This window comes from Nocardia noduli, assembly GCF_019038455.1.
Taxonomy (GTDB): domain Bacteria; phylum Actinomycetota; class Actinomycetes; order Mycobacteriales; family Mycobacteriaceae; genus Nocardia; species Nocardia noduli.
In genome coordinates this window covers 1-16,416 of sequence record NZ_JAFMPL010000048.1, presented here as the reverse complement: position 1 = coordinate 16,416, position 16,416 = coordinate 1, and the positions used below count along the sequence as shown (strand labels likewise).

Annotated in this window: 19 protein-coding genes; 12 read left to right on the top strand and 7 right to left on the bottom strand. The window is 65.9% G+C overall.

The genetic code is table 11. The features are described 5' to 3' along the window. The 9 genes from panD (at position 1) to JZ792_RS23430 (ending at position 9,398) form a co-directional block, all read left to right on the top strand. Positions 1–447, top strand: coding sequence for an aspartate 1-decarboxylase (panD, locus tag JZ792_RS23470; protein ID WP_216913376.1), 447 nt, complete (start codon positions 1–3; stop codon positions 445–447). 32 nt (positions 448–479) lie between these two features. After that, positions 480–1,271, top strand: coding sequence for a type III pantothenate kinase (locus JZ792_RS23465; protein WP_109525086.1), 792 nt, complete (start codon positions 480–482; stop codon positions 1,269–1,271). A gap of 188 nt (positions 1,272–1,459) precedes the next feature. After that, on the top strand, positions 1,460–2,056 hold the full coding sequence (locus JZ792_RS23460) for a cysteine dioxygenase (protein WP_254190220.1): 597 nt from the start codon (positions 1,460–1,462) through the stop codon (positions 2,054–2,056). Between the two features lie 8 nt (positions 2,057–2,064). Next, a complete protein-coding gene (locus tag JZ792_RS23455) occupies positions 2,065–2,487 on the top strand; it encodes a rhodanese-like domain-containing protein (RefSeq protein WP_216913434.1) in 423 nt (140 codons plus the stop codon). 360 nt (positions 2,488–2,847) lie between these two features. Next, the gene (gene lysS, locus JZ792_RS23450; protein WP_216913432.1) at positions 2,848–4,326 is read left to right on the top strand and encodes a lysine--tRNA ligase; all 1,479 of its coding nucleotides are present in this window, start codon (positions 2,848–2,850) and stop codon (positions 4,324–4,326) included. Between the two features lie 115 nt (positions 4,327–4,441). Beyond that, a complete protein-coding gene (locus tag JZ792_RS23445) occupies positions 4,442–4,801 on the top strand; it encodes a histone-like nucleoid-structuring protein Lsr2 (RefSeq protein WP_109525088.1) in 360 nt (119 codons plus the stop codon). Positions 4,802–5,121: 320 nt separating this feature from the next. Beyond that, positions 5,122–5,682 (top strand): FHA domain-containing protein, encoded by a 561-nt coding sequence (locus tag JZ792_RS23440; RefSeq protein WP_254190225.1) that lies wholly within the window; start codon positions 5,122–5,124, stop codon positions 5,680–5,682. Between the two features lie 143 nt (positions 5,683–5,825). After that, complete coding sequence (locus JZ792_RS23435) at positions 5,826–6,446, top strand: anthrone oxygenase family protein (RefSeq protein WP_216913371.1); 621 nt, start codon at positions 5,826–5,828, stop codon at positions 6,444–6,446. A 393-nt stretch (positions 6,447–6,839) separates the two neighbouring features. Further along, positions 6,840–9,398, top strand: coding sequence for an ATP-dependent Clp protease ATP-binding subunit (locus JZ792_RS23430; protein WP_216913368.1), 2,559 nt, complete (start codon positions 6,840–6,842; stop codon positions 9,396–9,398). Between the two features lie 71 nt (positions 9,399–9,469). Here JZ792_RS23430 and JZ792_RS23425 read toward each other — a convergent pair whose 3' ends face one another. Beyond that, positions 9,470–9,922, bottom strand: coding sequence for a DUF1877 family protein (locus JZ792_RS23425; RefSeq protein ID WP_216913366.1), 453 nt, complete (start codon positions 9,920–9,922; stop codon positions 9,470–9,472). Positions 9,923–10,125: 203 nt separating this feature from the next. Between JZ792_RS23425 and JZ792_RS23420 the strand changes: the two genes are divergently transcribed. Next, positions 10,126–10,779, top strand: a complete 654-nt coding sequence (locus tag JZ792_RS23420; protein WP_216913363.1) for a vWA domain-containing protein — start codon at positions 10,126–10,128, stop codon at positions 10,777–10,779. A gap of 36 nt (positions 10,780–10,815) precedes the next feature. Here JZ792_RS23420 and JZ792_RS23415 read toward each other — a convergent pair whose 3' ends face one another. Both JZ792_RS23415 and JZ792_RS23410 read right to left on the bottom strand, forming a co-directional pair. Next, complete coding sequence (locus JZ792_RS23415) at positions 10,816–11,478, bottom strand: response regulator (protein WP_216913360.1); 663 nt, start codon at positions 11,476–11,478, stop codon at positions 10,816–10,818. A 22-nt stretch (positions 11,479–11,500) separates the two neighbouring features. Then, complete coding sequence (locus JZ792_RS23410; RefSeq protein WP_308165413.1) at positions 11,501–12,883, bottom strand: sensor histidine kinase; 1,383 nt, start codon at positions 12,881–12,883, stop codon at positions 11,501–11,503. 307 nt (positions 12,884–13,190) lie between these two features. On the opposite strand from JZ792_RS23410, the gene JZ792_RS23405 reads away from it, so the two are divergent. Together JZ792_RS23405 and JZ792_RS23400 are read left to right on the top strand one after the other, a co-directional pair. Continuing rightward, positions 13,191–13,646 (top strand): SRPBCC family protein, encoded by a 456-nt coding sequence (locus JZ792_RS23405; RefSeq protein ID WP_109525093.1) that lies wholly within the window; start codon positions 13,191–13,193, stop codon positions 13,644–13,646. Positions 13,647–13,708: 62 nt separating this feature from the next. Beyond that, positions 13,709–14,149 (top strand): OsmC family peroxiredoxin, encoded by a 441-nt coding sequence (locus tag JZ792_RS23400; RefSeq protein ID WP_109525094.1) that lies wholly within the window; start codon positions 13,709–13,711, stop codon positions 14,147–14,149. 125 nt (positions 14,150–14,274) lie between these two features. On the opposite strand, the gene JZ792_RS23395 is transcribed toward JZ792_RS23400, so the two are convergent. The 4 genes from JZ792_RS23395 to JZ792_RS23380 all read right to left on the bottom strand — a co-directional run bounded on the left by JZ792_RS23395 (position 14,275) and on the right by JZ792_RS23380 (position 16,376). After that, entirely contained in the window at positions 14,275–14,754 is a 480-nt protein-coding gene (locus JZ792_RS23395; RefSeq protein WP_216913355.1) for a hypothetical protein, read from the bottom strand. A gap of 36 nt (positions 14,755–14,790) precedes the next feature. Then, entirely contained in the window at positions 14,791–15,606 is an 816-nt protein-coding gene (locus tag JZ792_RS23390; RefSeq protein WP_232839733.1) for a CbtA family protein, read from the bottom strand. Continuing rightward, positions 15,597–15,791: a CbtB domain-containing protein gene (locus JZ792_RS23385; protein WP_216913352.1), complete on the bottom strand. Its 195-nt coding sequence runs from the start codon at positions 15,789–15,791 to the stop codon at positions 15,597–15,599. Before JZ792_RS23385 ends, JZ792_RS23390 begins: the two co-directional genes overlap by 10 nt. A gap of 267 nt (positions 15,792–16,058) precedes the next feature. Continuing rightward, on the bottom strand, positions 16,059–16,376 hold the full coding sequence (locus tag JZ792_RS23380; protein ID WP_216913350.1) for an antibiotic biosynthesis monooxygenase family protein: 318 nt from the start codon (positions 16,374–16,376) through the stop codon (positions 16,059–16,061). Between the last annotated feature and the right edge of the window lie 40 nt (positions 16,377–16,416).

The following is a 16,416-nucleotide window of genomic DNA, read 5'->3' as shown; positions in this document are numbered from 1 at the left end:
ATGTTGCGCACCATGATGAAATCCAAGATCCACCGGGCCACCGTGACCCACGCCGATCTGCACTATGTCGGTTCGGTGACCGTCGACCAGGATCTGCTCGACGCCGCCGATCTGCTGGAGGGCGAGCAGGTCTGCATCGTCGACATCGACAACGGCGCCCGCCTCGAGACCTATGTCATCGCGGGCGAGCGCGGGTCCGGCGTCATCGGAATCAACGGCGCCGCAGCGCATCTGGTGCATCCGGGCGATCTGGTCATCCTCATCGCCTACGGCATGATGAACGAGCAGGAGATCGCGGGTTACGCCCCCAAGGTCGTCTTCGTCGACGACCGCAACCGCCCGACCGACCTCGGTTCGGATCCGGCGCACGCGCCGCAGGGTTCGGGCCTGACCTCGCCGCGCTCGCTGAACGCGGCCGATCGTCCCGCGCCCCTGGCCTTCGCCTGACGAGCACCGCGACCAACGGGATCGGTTGAGCAATGCTGCTGACCATCGATGTCCGCAATACGAGTATCGAACTGGGATTGTTCTCCGGAAGCGGTTCGCACGCGAAATTGGCGCGGCACTGGCGGATGCACACGAATCCGCTGCTGACCGCCGACGAATTCGCCATGCAGGTGCGTGGACTGGTCGGCGAACATCTGGAACAGGTCGTCGGCGTCGCCGCGCTGTCGACCGTGCCGCCGGTGCTGCGGGAATTACGCACGATGCTGGACCGCTACTGGCATCACGTTCCGCACGTGGTGGTCGAACCGGGTGTGCGCACCGGAATTCCGCTGTTGGTCGACAATCCGAAGGAGATCGGCGCCGATCGGATCGTGAACACCCTTGCCGCGCATCACCGTTTCGAAAAAGCGGCGATCGTCGTGGATTTCGGCACGGCGACCACGGTCGATCTGGTCTCGGCCAAGGGTGAATTTCTCGGCGGCGTGCTCGCGCCGGGTGTGGAGATCTCCAGCGAAGCCCTGATCGAAAGGGCCGCGCTGCGCCGGGTGGAATTGGCGAGACCGCGTTCGGTGGTCGGTAAGAACACCGTCGAGGCCATTCAATCCGGGGCGGTCTTCGGATTCGCGGGCATGGTGGACGGACTCATCGATCGCATACGCGACGAGTTCGACGCCTTCGCGGGCGACGATGTCGCGGTGGTGGCGACGGGGTTCAGCGCGCCGCTGATCGTCCCCGAGTCCGAGACCATCGACCATCACGAACCGCATCTCACCCTGATCGGCCTGCGCCTGGTCTACGAGCGCAATCAGCTGCGCCGAAAATGAACCGGTGGGGCGTAGATCACTGTCGAGCGGGTGTTGCTCATCGCGGATCCGCTGCTATGCTCGCCCCTGTGTATTACGGCGTGAGCACCCAGGATCTGAATACGGAGTGTTGTCGAGGCTGATATGGCCTCGACAGTTCGAGGCTGACTACGTCCCTCGACCGTCGCACAAATCCTGGAGATTCGCTCATGCGTTCTTCCGTCCTTTCCCTTACTTCCGGACGTGATCGCCATTCGGCCGTTCCGCCGATCGATCGAGCCGTGGCCTCCGCGTTGCCGACGCGGTTGCGTCCCGCGGATCTGTTGCGCCTGACCGACGAGGGCGCCGAAGACGTCCTGGCGGGACGTTACGACCATCTGCTGCCCGACCATGGCATCTGGCCGTCCGAGGAGCGCTGGGCCACCCGGTTGCTCTCCGACGACGAGGTCGATGTCTGGCTGATCAGTTGGACGCCGGGAAAATCCACCGAATTGCACGACCACGCGGGTTCGCTCGGCGCGCTCACCGTGCTCAGCGGCGCTCTGTCGGAATTCCGCTGGAATGGCACCGAATTGCGCAGCCGCACGTTGGCCGCGGGCGATCAGGCTTCTTTCCCTATCGGCTGGGTGCACGATGTCATGCGCGCGCCCGCCGCCGTGGAATCGGCCGGCCCGCTCGAACCCACCCTGAGTGTGCACGCGTATTCGCCGCCGCTCACCGCCATGTCGTACTACGAGGTGACCGGTCACGGCACCCTGCGACGTACCTCGACCGTTCTCACCGACCAGCCCGAAGGTGATATGTGATGAGCCGCCTGACCATCGATCAGATGCTCGACAACGCGCGCGCCCGTTTGAATCGGATCTACGCCTTCGAATTGCCGGAGGCACTCGCCAGGGGAGCGATTCTGGTCGATATCCGGCCGCAGGCCCAGCGTGGCCGTGAGGGCACCCTGCCCGGCGCGCTCGTCATCGAACGGAATGTGCTGGAGTGGCGGCTCGATCCGACCAGTTCCGCGCGGTTGGCCACGGCCACCGATCACGACGTGGAATGGATCATCCTGTGCTCGGAGGGTTATACCTCCAGCCTGGCCGCGGCGTCGCTGCAAGAACTCGGCCTGCACCGGGCGACCGATCTGGTCGGCGGCTACCAGGCATTGAAGGCGGCCGGACTGCTGACCATCGGAATCCGCGCGTCGCACTTCACCCGCGAGGTGGCTTCGCTGGCTTCGCTGTAATTCGGCGATCGACTCCCGCGTCGAGTTTTTCGGCGACGCAATAGGTTTCGGACGGCCCCCGGTTATCGCCGGGTCCGCCGCCGGGTAACGCCGTGCGCCGAGGCGGGGAGAAATCGGCATCGGACCGGCATTCGCGCGGCACTGCCCGGGCGGCTCGCAAAACGATTTCCGCTGCCCGCTAGGGTAGTTGGTTGTGAGTGAGCGTAGCGAGCGATCCATAGGCGCAGCAGCATTGCTCGCGACCCCGCCGAGCGTCAGCGACGGGCGGTCGTGAGCACCCCGCAACCCCCTTCTTCCGAGCCTACGAAGGCGTCGGCTGCCGGGGGCAAGTCGGGCCGTCCCGCACCGGCCGTCGACGACATTCCCGAGCAGATCCGCATTCGGCGGGACAAGCGGGAACGGTTGCTCGAGTCGGGCACCGAGGCCTATCCCGTCGTGGTGCCGCGGACCCATACTCTCGCCGAAATTCGTGCCGCCTATCCGGACCTGGCTGCCGATACCAACACCGGATTACAGGTCGGCGTCGCGGGTCGCGTGATTTTCCTGCGCAATACCGGAAAGCTCTGTTTCGCGACGCTGCAGGAGGGCGACGGCACCAAGTTGCAGGCGATGATCAGCCTGAACGGTGTCGGCCCCGACGCGCTCGCGGCCTGGAAGTCCGACGTCGATCTGGGCGATTTCGTATTCGTCCACGGCGAGGTGATCGCGTCGCGGACCGGTGAATTGAGCGTCATGGCCGATTCCTGGTCCATGTCGGCCAAGGCGCTGCGGCCGCTGCCGGTGGCCCACAAGGAGATGAACGAGGAATCGCGCGTTCGGCAGCGCTATGTCGATCTGATCGTGCGTCCCGAGGCCAGGGAAATGGCGCGGACCAGGGTCGGTGTGGTGCGCGCGCTTCGTGCCGCGCTGGATCGCCGCGGTTTTCTCGAGGTCGAGACCCCGATGCTGCAAACCCTGCACGGCGGTGCGGCGGCGCGACCCTTCGTCACCCATTCCAATGCCCTCGATTTGGACCTCTACCTTCGAATCGCGCCCGAGTTGTTCCTGAAACGATGCGTGGTCGGCGGCCTGGAGAAGGTCTTCGAGATCAACAGGAACTTCCGCAACGAAGGCGCCGACTCCACACATTCGCCGGAGTTCGCGATGCTCGAAACTTACGAGGCATACGGCACCTATGACGACTCGGCCAGGATGACCCGGGAATTGGTGCAGGAAGTCGCGCAGGAAGCGTTCGGCACCCAGGTGGTCATGCTCGCCGACGGCACCGAATATGATCTGCGCGGCGAGTGGGCGACGGTCGAGATGTACCCGTCGCTGTCCGATGCGCTGGGCGTAGCGGTCACCCCGGAAACTTCGGTCCCGGAATTGCTTGCGCTCGCCGATCGGGTCGGCCTGGAAATTCCCGCGGGTAAGGGCTACGGGCACGGCAAACTCGTCGAGGAACTCTGGGAGCATCAGTACGGCGACAAGTTGTATGCGCCGACTTTCGTTCGTGACTTCCCGGTGGAGACTTCTCCGCTCACCAGACAGCATCGGAGCAAGCCCGGAGTTACCGAGAAGTGGGATCTCTATGTTCGCGGCTTCGAGTTGGCAACGGGCTATTCGGAGTTGGTGGATCCGGTGATCCAGCGCGAACGCTTCGTGGATCAGGCACGGCTTGCCGCCGCCGGTGACGACGAGGCTATGGTGTTGGACGAAGACTTCCTCGCCGCGATGGAGCACGGCATGCCGCCGACAACCGGAACGGGTATGGGAATCGATCGGTTGTTGATGGCGCTGACAGGTTTGGGAATCCGAGAAACGATACTGTTCCCAATTGTGCGTCCGGTCACTCGCTGAGCGCTGGATTGCATAGCCGAAGTCTCGTCTTGGAATTTTTAGAATTCGAGGTATTCTTGCCTCGGGTAATCGGCCTAGTATGCGGGTCGCACGATTTCGAGAGGACGTTCATCTCATGGCAAAGAAGGTCACCGTTAGCCTGATCGACGATGTCGACGGTGAGTCCATCGCGGACGAGACCATCGAGTTCGCGATCGACGGTGTTTCGTACGAGATCGACCTGTCGTCGGCCAATGCTTCGAAGCTTCGTGACGAGCTGGAGCAGTGGGTTTCCAGCGCGCGCCGGGTCAGTGGTCGTCGGCGCGTCAAAGCCGCAGCCGGTGCCGCGGCGAGTCCGAAGAGCCGGGTCTCGATCGACCGGGAACAAAGTGCCGCAATTCGTGAGTGGGCTCGCCGGAATGGGCACAAGGTATCCGCGCGGGGTCGTATCTCCGCCGACATCACCGACGCTTACAACAAGGCTGCGAAGAGCTGAAATCGAATTCGGGCTGCCGCCCCGGGCGAAATCGTGCGACGCCGGGGTGGCAGCTTCGTTTGTGATACTGCCCGGGTATGACCGGTGTCGGTCGTGGTAGGCGGTTCCGACATCGTTGCGCCATAGTGGGAGGGTCGGGTAATCGAGGTGCTCGGTCGACGACCCCACGCGATCTTGCTCGGACCACCCCGGCGCGGCACCATGGAAGCCGTGCGAAGGATGTCACTGGCGGTATGGAGAGACGAGGTATCGGCGCAGTGACAGGATTCATCGGATCATTGTTGCGATTCACCGATGACGCCGGCCGTCAGCAGGAGATCATGCTGACCCCCGACCGGCAGCGGATCACCATCGGACGTTCCCCCCAGGCCGATCTGACCCTGAGCTGGGATGCCGAGGTCTCCCGCCTGCACGCGGCGGTCGAGTACATCGGCGCGCACTGGACCATCGTCGACGATGGTCTGTCCCGCAACGGAACGTTCGTCAACGGTGAGCGGCTGGTCGGCAGACACCGGCTGATGGCCGGTGATCGCATCCGGGTCGGCACCTCGCTGGTGTCCTTCCACGATTTCGGCAGTGTGGCCGAGGACGCCACGCGCACCGCCAGCGGCTCCATCCCCACGATGCGCTCGCTGACCGAAACCCAGCGGTCGGTTCTGATCGCGCTGTGCAGGCCGTACAAGAACGGCGCCAGTTTCGCGACACCCGCGTCCAATCAGGCGATCGCCGAGGAATTGTTCCTCAGCGTCGACGCCATCAAGACACATCTGCGCGCGCTGTTCGCCAAGTTCGGTGTGGAGAGTTTGCCGCAGAATCAGAAACGCGTGCGGCTGGCCTTTCTCGCCATGCAGAGCGGCATCATCTCCGACCGGGATCTGTGATCGGCGCCCCCTCGGGGGCGGTAGACGATCGAACAGGTAGCCGAGATTCTCGGCCATGGAGGAGCCCGCCCGGAAACGGTTGACTCGGATGTATCGAGCCCGACCGTGATCGGGAGGGGTTTTCCGAGGCAGGAGAAAAGAATATGTTCGCGCTCCGAATCGCCGTCCTGGTGGCGGCCACACTCGCGACGGGATTGATCGCGGGGGTTTTCTACGCCTACGCCATGTCGGTGATGCCCGCGCTCGGCCGCGGCGACGATCGCACGATCATCGCCGTGATGCAGAAGATCAACGTGGTGATCATCAATCCGTGGTTCCTCGTCGGATTCGTCGGCACGCTCGTCTTCGGTGTCGCCGCGGCGGCACTGCATCTCGGCGCCGATCACCGCGCGACATTGATCTGGATCGGGATCGCCTTGGCGCTCAATGTGGTCGCCTTCGCTGTCACGGGCACCCTCAATGTGCCGTTGAACGATCAACTCGCCTCGGCCGGTGACGTCGCCGCGCTCGCGGACCCGGCCGCGGTCCGCGCCGATTTCGAATCCGCCTGGGTCCGTTGGAATATCGTCAGGGCGGTACTGCACACCGCGGCGTTCCTGGTGCTGTGCGGCGCGTTGTTCGTCGCCGGAATGCAGCACGGCCGCGCGAACGCGTCAGCGGCTCCGGGTGCGACCGAAACCTCGGAGGCCGCGTCGATGTCCGGTACCGGACACCCCGGCCCGTACGCGGGCAGGCAGGGCATAGGAGCACGCGCCCTCGGGTGATTACCCTGGAGGGACGTAACGCGGGTCTCGCGACCCGCGGGACGGCCGATCCGGCGCGTTCGTCGTTCGCCACACCGATTCCACGGTGTGGCGAGCGCCGCGGTTATGAAGGATGATGCGGAGAAGCGGCCGATGCGGGGTCGGGAGTCCGTTGTTCGCTGTAGGCAAAACCTGCACGGAAACGAATCCCGCATCGCTCACGTTGTGAGTGAATGACGGTGCTGTCACCGGCCCCCAATAGGGTGGACCGGCGGCGGCTCGAACCCCTGCCAACTAGAGTGGAGGCGGGGACCGCAACCCCCGGGCTTCATGGCAGGCTGACGACCACAGGTTGGACAACAGCACTGAAGCGTCGGACGCCAGTGAAGGCTTGAGCAGGAGAGTGAGGGAGCGATGTTCGAGAGGTTCACCGACCGCGCGAGGCGTGTCGTTGTCCTGGCCCAAGAAGAGGCCCGGATGCTCAACCACAACTACATCGGCACCGAGCACATCCTGCTTGGGTTGATCCACGAGGGCGAGGGCGTCGCGGCGAAGTCGCTGGAATCCCTCGGCATTTCGTTGGAGGGTGTGCGCAGCCAGGTGGAGGAGATCATCGGCCAGGGTCAGCAGGCCCCGTCCGGTCACATCCCCTTCACCCCGCGGGCGAAGAAGGTGCTGGAACTGAGCCTGCGCGAAGCGCTGCAGCTCGGTCACAACTACATCGGCACCGAGCACATCCTGCTCGGGCTGATCCGCGAGGGCGAGGGCGTCGCCGCCCAGGTGCTCGTCAAACTGGGCGCCGACCTCAATCGGGTCCGTCAGCAGGTCATCCAGCTGCTGTCCGGGTACCAGGGCAAGGAAGCCGTCGAATCCGGCACGCGGAGTGAGGCGGGTACGCCGTCCACCTCGTTGGTGCTCGACCAGTTCGGTCGCAACCTGACCCAGGCCGCGCTCGAGGGCAAACTCGACCCGGTCATCGGCCGCTCGAAGGAAATCGAGCGCGTCATGCAGGTGCTGAGCCGCCGCACCAAGAACAACCCGGTGCTGATCGGCGAGCCCGGTGTCGGTAAGACCGCCGTCGTCGAGGGCCTCGCGCAGGCCATCGTCAACGGCGAGGTCCCCGAGACCCTCAAGGACAAGCAGCTCTACACCCTCGACCTGGGTTCCCTGGTCGCGGGCAGCCGCTACCGCGGTGATTTCGAGGAGCGCCTGAAGAAGGTGCTCAAGGAGATCAACACCCGCGGCGACATCATCCTGTTCATCGATGAGCTGCACACGCTCGTCGGTGCGGGCGCGGCCGAGGGCGCTATCGACGCGGCCTCGATCCTGAAGCCGAAACTGGCCCGTGGTGAACTCCAGACCATCGGCGCGACCACCCTCGACGAGTACCGCAAGTACATCGAGAAGGACGCCGCCCTGGAACGCCGCTTCCAGCCGGTCCAGGTGGGCGAGCCGACCGTCGAGCACACCATCAACATCCTCAAGGGTCTGCGTGACCGCTACGAGGCACACCACCGGGTCTCCATCACCGATGGCGCCCTCGTCGCCGCCGCCACCCTGGCCGACCGCTACATCAACGACCGGTTCCTCCCGGACAAGGCGATCGACCTGATCGACGAGGCGGGCGCGCGCATGCGCATCCGTCGCATGACCGCTCCGCCGGACCTGCGCGAATTCGACGACAAGATCGCCGACGCGCGCCGGGAGAAGGAAAGCGCCATCGACGCGCAGGACTTCGAGAAGGCCGCGCGGCTGCGCGACAAGGAGAAGCAGCTCGTCGCCAAGCGCGCCGAGCGGGAGAAGCAGTGGCGTTCGGGTGACCTGGACGTCGTGGCCGAGGTCGACGACGAGCAGATCGCCGAGGTGCTGGCCAACTGGACCGGTATCCCCGTCTTCAAGCTCACCGAGGAGGAGACCACCCGTCTGCTCCGCATGGAGGACGAGCTGCACAAGCGGATCATCGGCCAGGAGGATGCCGTCAAGGCGGTCTCCAAGGCGATCCGCCGCACTCGCGCCGGCCTGAAGGATCCGAAGCGTCCGTCCGGTTCGTTCATCTTCGCCGGTCCGTCCGGTGTCGGTAAGACCGAGCTGTCCAAGGCGCTGGCGAACTTCCTGTTCGGCGACGACGACGCGCTCATCCAGATCGACATGGGCGAGTTCCACGACCGCTTCACCGCCTCGCGCCTGTTCGGTGCCCCTCCCGGGTACGTGGGCTACGAGGAGGGCGGCCAGCTCACCGAGAAGGTGCGGCGCAAGCCGTTCTCGGTCGTGCTGTTCGACGAGATCGAGAAGGCCCACCAGGAGATCTACAACACCCTGTTGCAGGTCCTCGAGGACGGTCGTCTCACCGACGGCCAGGGCCGCACCGTCGACTTCAAGAACACGGTGCTGATCTTCACCTCGAACCTCGGCACCTCGGATATCTCGAAGGCCGTCGGTCTCGGCTTCACCCAGTCCAACAACGAGGGCTCGAACTACGAGCGGATGAAGCTCAAGGTCAACGACGAGCTGAAGAAGCATTTCCGGCCCGAGTTCCTCAACCGCATCGACGACGTCATCGTGTTCCACCAGCTCACGACCGATCAGATCGTGCAGATGGTCGATCTGATGATCGAGCGCGTCGGCAAGCAGTTGAAGAACAAGGACATGTCGATGGAGCTGTCGGCGCAGGGCAAGGCGCTGCTGGCCAAGCGTGGATTCGATCCGGTGCTCGGTGCGCGGCCGCTGCGTCGCACCATCCAGCGCGAGATCGAGGATCAGCTCTCGGAGAAGATCCTCTTCGGCGAGATCGGCCCCGGACAGACCGTCTTCGTCGACGTCGAGGGCTGGGACGGCGAAGGTTCCGGCGAGGACGCCAAGTTCACCTTCACCCCCAAGGCGAAGCTGACCAAGGCCCCCGCCGCCGAGGACAAGCCCGAAGTCGTGCTGACCGGCGCGACCGAAGGCCCGACCGAGGCCGCCTCGGGCGAGTAGTCGACCACGAAAAGGCCCACCCACGGTTCACGCCGTGGATGGGCCTTTTTCGTGTTCTGTTGCCCGGGCCCTCAGCCCCACACCATCAGCGCCGCCTGCCCCTCGGCCGCGGTGTCGATGAAGAAATGCCGTAATCGGCGATAGTTGTCGAGCAGGTAGTCCAGCGCCCATTCGGTGGCCCAGATATTCGGGTACACGTCCGCGTCTTCCATCTGCTTCGGGTCGTACCGGTCGAGCAGGTCGGAGAACGGCACGTCCCGCATGGCTACGGCCGCGCGTTCCACATCGGCCGTACTCCACCCGGACATGGTGCCCTCGTCACCGATCGTGCGACCGTCTTCGAGCAGATCGACACCGAGCCCGGCCGTGCGCATGAGATAGCGGATCCCGTCCCATGACTTGTCGAGATCGACCCGGGCGTATCCGGCTCTCGGCCCCGTCGCGACGAGTTCGGTCACCGCGTCGGCATCTGTGAGCACGCTCGCCAACTCCTCGGTGGTGATCGCCGCGAAGCTCATGATCATGCCCATATTCGACCCCCGGTCGTTCTTTCGGTCAAAGTGCCGCGACGGTATCAGCGTGCGCCGACAGCGCGCGACCGCGCATCCCGCCACGCTCTACTACCCGATCGGAATCCACATCGACCGTCGTTACTCGTCGACCGTTCGGTGGGTACGACGGCGTACCGTGGACAGCGTTCGAGATATTCACTACCAGGGGCAGTGAGATGACGAATGCCGAACTGACTTTGCTGGCCGTACTGCTCGATCGTTCCGGTTCCATGCAATCGATCAAGTCCGATACCGACGGCGGTTTCGACGCCTATATCGAAGAACAGCGCGCGTTGGCGGGAAGCACCCGGGTGACGCTGGCGCAATTCGACACCGAGTACGAATGCCTCTACGCCGATCTGCCGATCGAGCGGGTGCCCGCGCTGGATCTGCGTCCACGCGGCGGCACGGCTCTCTACGACGCGGTCGGGAAACTGGTCACCGAGGTCGGCGAAAGCCTGGCCGACCGACCGGAGAACGAGCGGCCGGGCACGGTGATCGTGGTCGTGCTCACCGACGGTCACGAGAATTCCAGCAGGGAATGGACTCACGAGGCGGTGCGCGCCTTGATCACGCAGCAGCAGGAGGTCTACTCCTGGGATTTCCTTTTCCTCGGCGCGAATATGGACGCGGTGCGGATCGGTTCGCAGATGGGCTTCGACCCGCGCCGATCCATCACCTACACCGCGGCTCCCGCAGGTGTGGCCGGTGCGTTCCGGGCGGGCGCGGCCTATTCGGCGCGCCGCCGTACGGCGCCAGCGGCGGCCTGGGACGGCGGCTTCTCCGACGAGGAGCGCGCGGCGGCGCAGCCGGGGCAGGAACAGGTCTAGATCGCGCGAGGCGGCGGTGTCCCGAGTTCGACGCGGCTATTGCCAGCCCGGGCGGACGAGTCCCGACTCGTAGGCGAGCACCACCAGTTGGGTACGGTCGCGTGCGCCGAGTTTGGTGAGAATCCGGCTGACATGCGTGCGCGCGGTGGCCGGGCTCAGGAACAGTCGCGCACCGATCTCGGCATTGGTCAGCCCCTCGGCGACCAGCGTCATCACTTCACGTTCGCGATCGGTGAGTTCGGTCAGCGCCGTGTCCGGCGGGGGCTTGGCACGCGCCGAGAATTCGGCGATCAGACGGCGGGTGACGCCGGGTGACAGCAGCGCCTCGCCCTCGGCGACCACCCGCACCGCGCGCAGCAGATCCGCGGGTTCGGTGTGTTTGACCAGGAAACCCGTCGCTCCGCAGCGCATCGCCTCGAAAACGTATTCGTCGAGTTCGAAGGTGGTCAGCACGACCACCCGCACCCCGGACAGCCGCGCGTCCTCGGCGATCAGCTTCGTCGCGGCCAGGCCGTCCAGGATCGGCATCCGGATATCCATCAGCACCACGTCGGGGGCGAGGCTGCGCGTCATCCGGACGGCCTGTTCGCCGTTGTCCGCCTCGCCGACCACCTCGATATCGTCCTGGGCGTCGAGCAGCGCGACGAATCCGCCGCGCACCAGCGCCTGGTCGTCGGCGACGAGCACCCGGATGCTCACCGTGGCCGCCGTCCGGTGCCTATCACGGCTCCCGCGGCGTCGACTCGTCCGGGAGCGAAGCGTTCCGACCGTTCGATTCGGTCGCCGCCATGACCCGCACGGGCAGCCGGGCCGCGACACGGAAGCCGCCGCTGGGGCGTGGGCCCGCCGTGAGCTGGCCGCCGAGCGCGTGCGCCCGCTCGCGCATGCCGATGATGCCGTTGCGGCCGCCGGTGGTCGACTTCGCCTGTGGCGCGGTGGGTCTGGTGTTGTCGATCGTCAGGTCCACCGATTCGGCGGTGTAGCGCACCGTGACCGTCGCTCCCGCGCCGGGCGCGTGCGTGGCCACGTTGGTGAGCGATTCCTGGATGATGCGGGCCGCGGCGACATCGAGCACGCTCGGCAGTTTCGTCGGGGAGCCGATGACCCGGGTGTCGACGTGCACACCGGCCGCGCGGGTGCGCTGCAACAGGCCGTCGAGATCATCGATACTCGGCGTCGGGGTGCGTGGCGCGGGTGCGGGTTGCGGTTCGGTCACGACACGCTGCGCGCTGTTGCGGACACCGTCGTCGCCGTCGCGCCGGACGCCGAAGAGGTTGCGATACAGCGTCGTCCGGCCGTGTGATTCGGTCCGATCCGGTTCGGGCTCTTCCGCGGCGGCCCCGGAGACCGAACCGGCGCGAATCGTCTGTAGCAGGACGTGTACTTCGGCGAGCGCTTCCTTGCTGGCCGTCTTGATCGCGGCCAGCGCCGTGGCGGCCTGCTGCGGTTTCCTGTCGAACAGTTCCAGCGCCACCGAGGACTGCACGTTGATGAGCGAAAGACTGTGCGCCAGAACGTCGTGCAATTCGCGGGCGATGGCGAGACGTTCCTCGCTCGCCCGCCGTTCCAGTTGGGCCTCCTCGTCGCGACGCGCCGCTTCGACGCGCTGTGCGCGGGCCTCAAGCACCGCTCGACGTTGACGGATCCCCTCTGCCACCGCCACCAGTACGCCCAGCCAGGCCATGATGCCGAACTGCTGCCAGGCGTCGGTCGGGCGACCGATCAAATGCGGTACCGGCCAGACCATCAACAGGTATCCCGCGGGCACCAACGGGTAAGTCCACCATCGTGATCCGATGATCGCCGCGGTGAGGAAGGAGATGACAAGCGAAATGAAGATCGGGCCGTATCCGTAGTCGAGCGCGAGGTAGATCCCGGCCGCCGCGAGCGCGATCAGCAGCACCGCGAGCGGCTGACGCCTGCGGAATACCAGCGCGATCGGCCCCGCGAGCAGCAGGATGTAGCCGAACAGATCCAGCGACTGCGCATCGTCCTGGCCCAGATTCGCCGCGCGTCCCCCCAGTACCTGCACGACCGCGACGGCGAAGGCGAGTCCACAGTCCCACAGGACCGAGCCACGATTGGGTATGCCTGGCGCTCTCACCCCTGTGAGACTAGTCCGCCTCCTCGCATATTCCGCCGGTCGCGGGTACACGAAGTACACCGCCCGGATAAGCCGCGCCGCGTACCCGGACGACCGCCGCGCGACGTACCCGCCCGTGTCGCCCGCGATGGATTCGCTCGAGCATGGCGGATATCGGCCGTCGTCGTCGCCGGTAGACCACGTGGTAGCGGGAGCGCTTCGCGGCAGCGGGAACTCGTGCGCGCGCGACGGGAGCCGATCGGTGCGGGTTACCCGTTCCGAGTAGCGAATTCCAGGTTCGGCGGGGTCGTCCGGGTATTGTCCAGTCATGTCCGACCAGCCGATTCGCTTTCCGGATCTCTCCGCTCGTCCGCACGAGCTCAAAGTCGAGCGCGTCATGTCAGCACCACCGGCGTTGCTATACGCGGCACTCACCCAGGGTTTCGATATCTGGTTTGCCGCACCCGGTTCGGTGTTGATGAAGCCCGCGGTGAACGAGCCCTTCTTCTTCGAGACCGAGCACGCGGGCAACCGCTATCCGCATTACGGCCGATTCCTTCGCCTGGAACCGGAACGCCTGGTCGAACTGACCTGGGTCACCGGCGCCGACGGGACCGAGGGCGCGGAAACCGTCGTCACCTTCCAATTCGTCCATCAGCCGCGCGGTATCCGACTTCGCTTGCGGCACGCGGGTTTTCCGAACGAGGCGGCGCGCGATCGGCATCTGGTGGCCTGGCCGCTCGTACTCGAGCAGCTCGATCGCCGTACCGGCACCGTGGACTGAATCCGGCGAGTAGGTTCGTCTGCGATCGCATCGAATTCTGTGACTTCTGTGAAAGGACCGTGATGCCTACTCGTACCGCGCGCACCGCTTGGACCGGCGGCCTCCAGGACGGCTCGGGCCAGGTCGAACTGGCCAGCTCGGGTGTCGGCAAATACGACGTGTCGTTCCCGAAGCGTTCCGCCGAGGACGCCGACGGCACCACCAGCCCCGAGGAGCTGATCGCCGCCGCGCACTCCTCCTGCTACGCCATGGCGCTCTCGGCGCAGATCGGTAACGCGGGTGGAACGCCGGAGAGCCTGGATGTCAGCGCCGACGTCACCCTCGGTCCGGATCCGGCGGGCGGATTCCGGATCACCGGGATCAAGCTGACCGTGCGTGGCCGGGTGTCCGGCCTCGACGCCGACGGTTTCGCGGCCGCCGCGGCCGCGGCCAAGGCCGGATGCCCGGTGAGCAAGGCGCTCGCGGGCGTCGACGAGATCTCCCTCGACGCCGCGCTGGTCTGACGCACCGACTTCCCGCGCACACGAGAGGTCGGTGCGCGGGAAGTTCCGGCGACGCGAGACGCTGACCGGATACGGCGCGGATCTCGATGTCGAGGTGCCGCGAACCGCCCTGAATCTCGACGGCGTCACCGGCGGAAGTGGTTCCGCGCGGCAGGTCTGTACATCGCGACGACGGCGATCGGTACGGCGAGGATGTGGATGATTCGCAGGGTCGCCACCAGCACGTCGTCGACGGTCGCGCCGGTGAGGATCGCGCCGAGGTCATCGGCATCGAGCGCGGCGGTCAGGGGTTCGATCAGCAGCGATGCCAGGCCGACGACGCCGATGCCGAATGTCAGCAGCAGCCGGGCCCATCGATCGCCGTGCGTCATCCGGATCGCCACCAGTAGTACGGCCAGATACAGGACGCAGCGCGTCGTCAGCCCGATCGCGAGGTCCGTGGGTTCGACGTCGGAATCGTCCGGCGCGATCGCGATCCGTGCGATCGTCTCGGCGATCCCGGCCAGCAGCGCTACGACCAAGGCCAGATACGCGACCGCGACCGGACGCGGCACGTGATCGGCTCGACGCAGCGACGCGGGAACGGAAAAGGCAGTGTCGGTCATGAGTCCGACACTGCCTTCGTCCATGCGAAGCGCGGATCACACCGCGGTAGCGACTTCTTCCCGTACCGGGGTAGTGGATCGGGTGGTGAATTCGGTCAGGAACGCGAAGCCGAGGCCGAGCGCGGCCCAGAGCGTCGCGGTCTGCGCCAGTGACGCCACCCGGAACTGCCACAGTAGGCTCGCCGGGAAATCCGCCTTCACCTCGTCGACGCCTGGCAGCAGGACGTAGCCGAGCGTGACGACGACGACGAAGGCCGCGACCCCGCCGATCAGTCGGAGCGTGTCGAGTTTTCCGTGCAGCGATTTGTACACGTAGACCCCCGCGCCGACGGCGACGAGACCCAACAGGACCGACGCCACCCACAGCAAGGTGCGGTCGTTGATGGTTTCCGGGTCGCCCACCGCGGGCGGGTTCGCCGGATATTTGAAGAACGGCACCGCCGCGATGGCAAGCCATCCGCCGATGCCGAGTCCGAGCGCCAGCCTCGGACCCGAAAGCGTGGTGAAACGTCGCGCGTGATGCGCCGCCGCCGCGAAGATCGCGCCGAAGGCCATACCGCCGAGTCCGAGCGCGAGGAACTGCCCGGCCTTCTGGCCGTCCCGGCTCACCAGGGGTTCCTCTTCGTCACCGTGGGTGTGACCCGCTGGTTCGGCCGCCTCCTGATGCGCCGGTTCCGAGGCCGACGCGGCCTCTTCGATGGCGATGGCGGCGTCGATCTTGGGTTCACCGACGAAGTAGCCGACTGTCGCGGCCAGCAGGCCGGCGATCAAGCCGGCCAGCAGGCCACGTAACAGCAGGGTTTTCAAAGAGCCGCCCAGCGGGACGGCGGTCGTCGGTGGTGTCAGTGGCACGGAACACCCAGCAGGTGGCGGCCATCGTGCATCAACTCGTGCATGAACATCCCACTGCGTGAGATGGCGCCCTGGTCGAAACCGACCAGGTACAGCGTGAGCAGTGCGAGAAGTACGACACCTACTGTGATGAGAACGGTCGCCAACGATTCGGCGGTCCGGCTCGGTGAATGCGCGATGGCCATTCGAGTCCTCCTAGGGATGCGCGTCCCGTCGAGTTGATGCGACGGTGCCGGCGTCTGGCTTTCCGGCACCGGGACTCGGTGCGTGGAACACAGTGGCGCGACCGCTCCGGATTTCCACCGGATGACCTGGTCACCATCGCTCTATCACTCGAACTGTGACACCTGGCCGCACTCCGCGTCAATACGGGCCGTGGCGCGTGCCCCCGCGCACGGCGCGTCTACCGGCACGTCCGATACCCGCGACTGCCGGTAGACCGCCCGATTCGCTCAGGAACCGGAGGTGGCGGGCACGTCGATGACGACCTCGAATTCGAGCAGCGAAGCACCCGTCGACACCGGCTTCTGCCCGCCCCCGCCCGCGTGCGCCGTGCGCGCGGGCCCATCCCGCCACGCGGCAAAAGACTCCTCGGTATCCCACTGGGTGACGACGAAGTACCGATCGTCCCCCGCCACGGGCCGCAGCAATTGGAAGCCGAGGAACCCCGGCGACCCCTCCACCGCGTGCGCCCGATGGGCGAACCGCTTCTCCAACTCGGGGCCCGCGCCCTCGGGAACCTCGATCGCGTTGATCTTCACAACAGCCATGCCCCCGACAATACGGAGATACCGCCCCGAGTCCCACAAC

Coding starts and splice junctions, on each gene's coding strand:
- JZ792_RS23460 (WP_254190220.1), top strand. CDS start 1,460: ATGCGTTCTTCCGTCCTTTCCCTTACTTCCGGACGTGATCGCCATTCG.
- JZ792_RS23430 (WP_216913368.1), top strand. CDS start 6,840: ATGTTCGAGAGGTTCACCGACCGCGCGAGGCGTGTCGTTGTCCTGGCC.
- JZ792_RS23380 (WP_216913350.1), bottom strand. CDS start 16,376: ATGGCTGTTGTGAAGATCAACGCGATCGAGGTTCCCGAGGGCGCGGGC.
- JZ792_RS23440 (WP_254190225.1), top strand. CDS start 5,122: ATGCTGACCCCCGACCGGCAGCGGATCACCATCGGACGTTCCCCCCAG.
- JZ792_RS23465 (WP_109525086.1), top strand. CDS start 480: ATGCTGCTGACCATCGATGTCCGCAATACGAGTATCGAACTGGGATTG.
- JZ792_RS23385 (WP_216913352.1), bottom strand. CDS start 15,791: ATGGCCATCGCGCATTCACCGAGCCGGACCGCCGAATCGTTGGCGACC.
- JZ792_RS23425 (WP_216913366.1), bottom strand. CDS start 9,922: ATGATCATGAGCTTCGCGGCGATCACCACCGAGGAGTTGGCGAGCGTG.
- JZ792_RS23400 (WP_109525094.1), top strand. CDS start 13,709: ATGCCTACTCGTACCGCGCGCACCGCTTGGACCGGCGGCCTCCAGGAC.
- JZ792_RS23405 (WP_109525093.1), top strand. CDS start 13,191: ATGTCCGACCAGCCGATTCGCTTTCCGGATCTCTCCGCTCGTCCGCAC.
- panD (WP_216913376.1), top strand. CDS start 1: ATGTTGCGCACCATGATGAAATCCAAGATCCACCGGGCCACCGTGACC.
- JZ792_RS23435 (WP_216913371.1), top strand. CDS start 5,826: ATGTTCGCGCTCCGAATCGCCGTCCTGGTGGCGGCCACACTCGCGACG.
- JZ792_RS23445 (WP_109525088.1), top strand. CDS start 4,442: ATGGCAAAGAAGGTCACCGTTAGCCTGATCGACGATGTCGACGGTGAG.
- JZ792_RS23395 (WP_216913355.1), bottom strand. CDS start 14,754: ATGACCGACACTGCCTTTTCCGTTCCCGCGTCGCTGCGTCGAGCCGAT.
- JZ792_RS23420 (WP_216913363.1), top strand. CDS start 10,126: ATGACGAATGCCGAACTGACTTTGCTGGCCGTACTGCTCGATCGTTCC.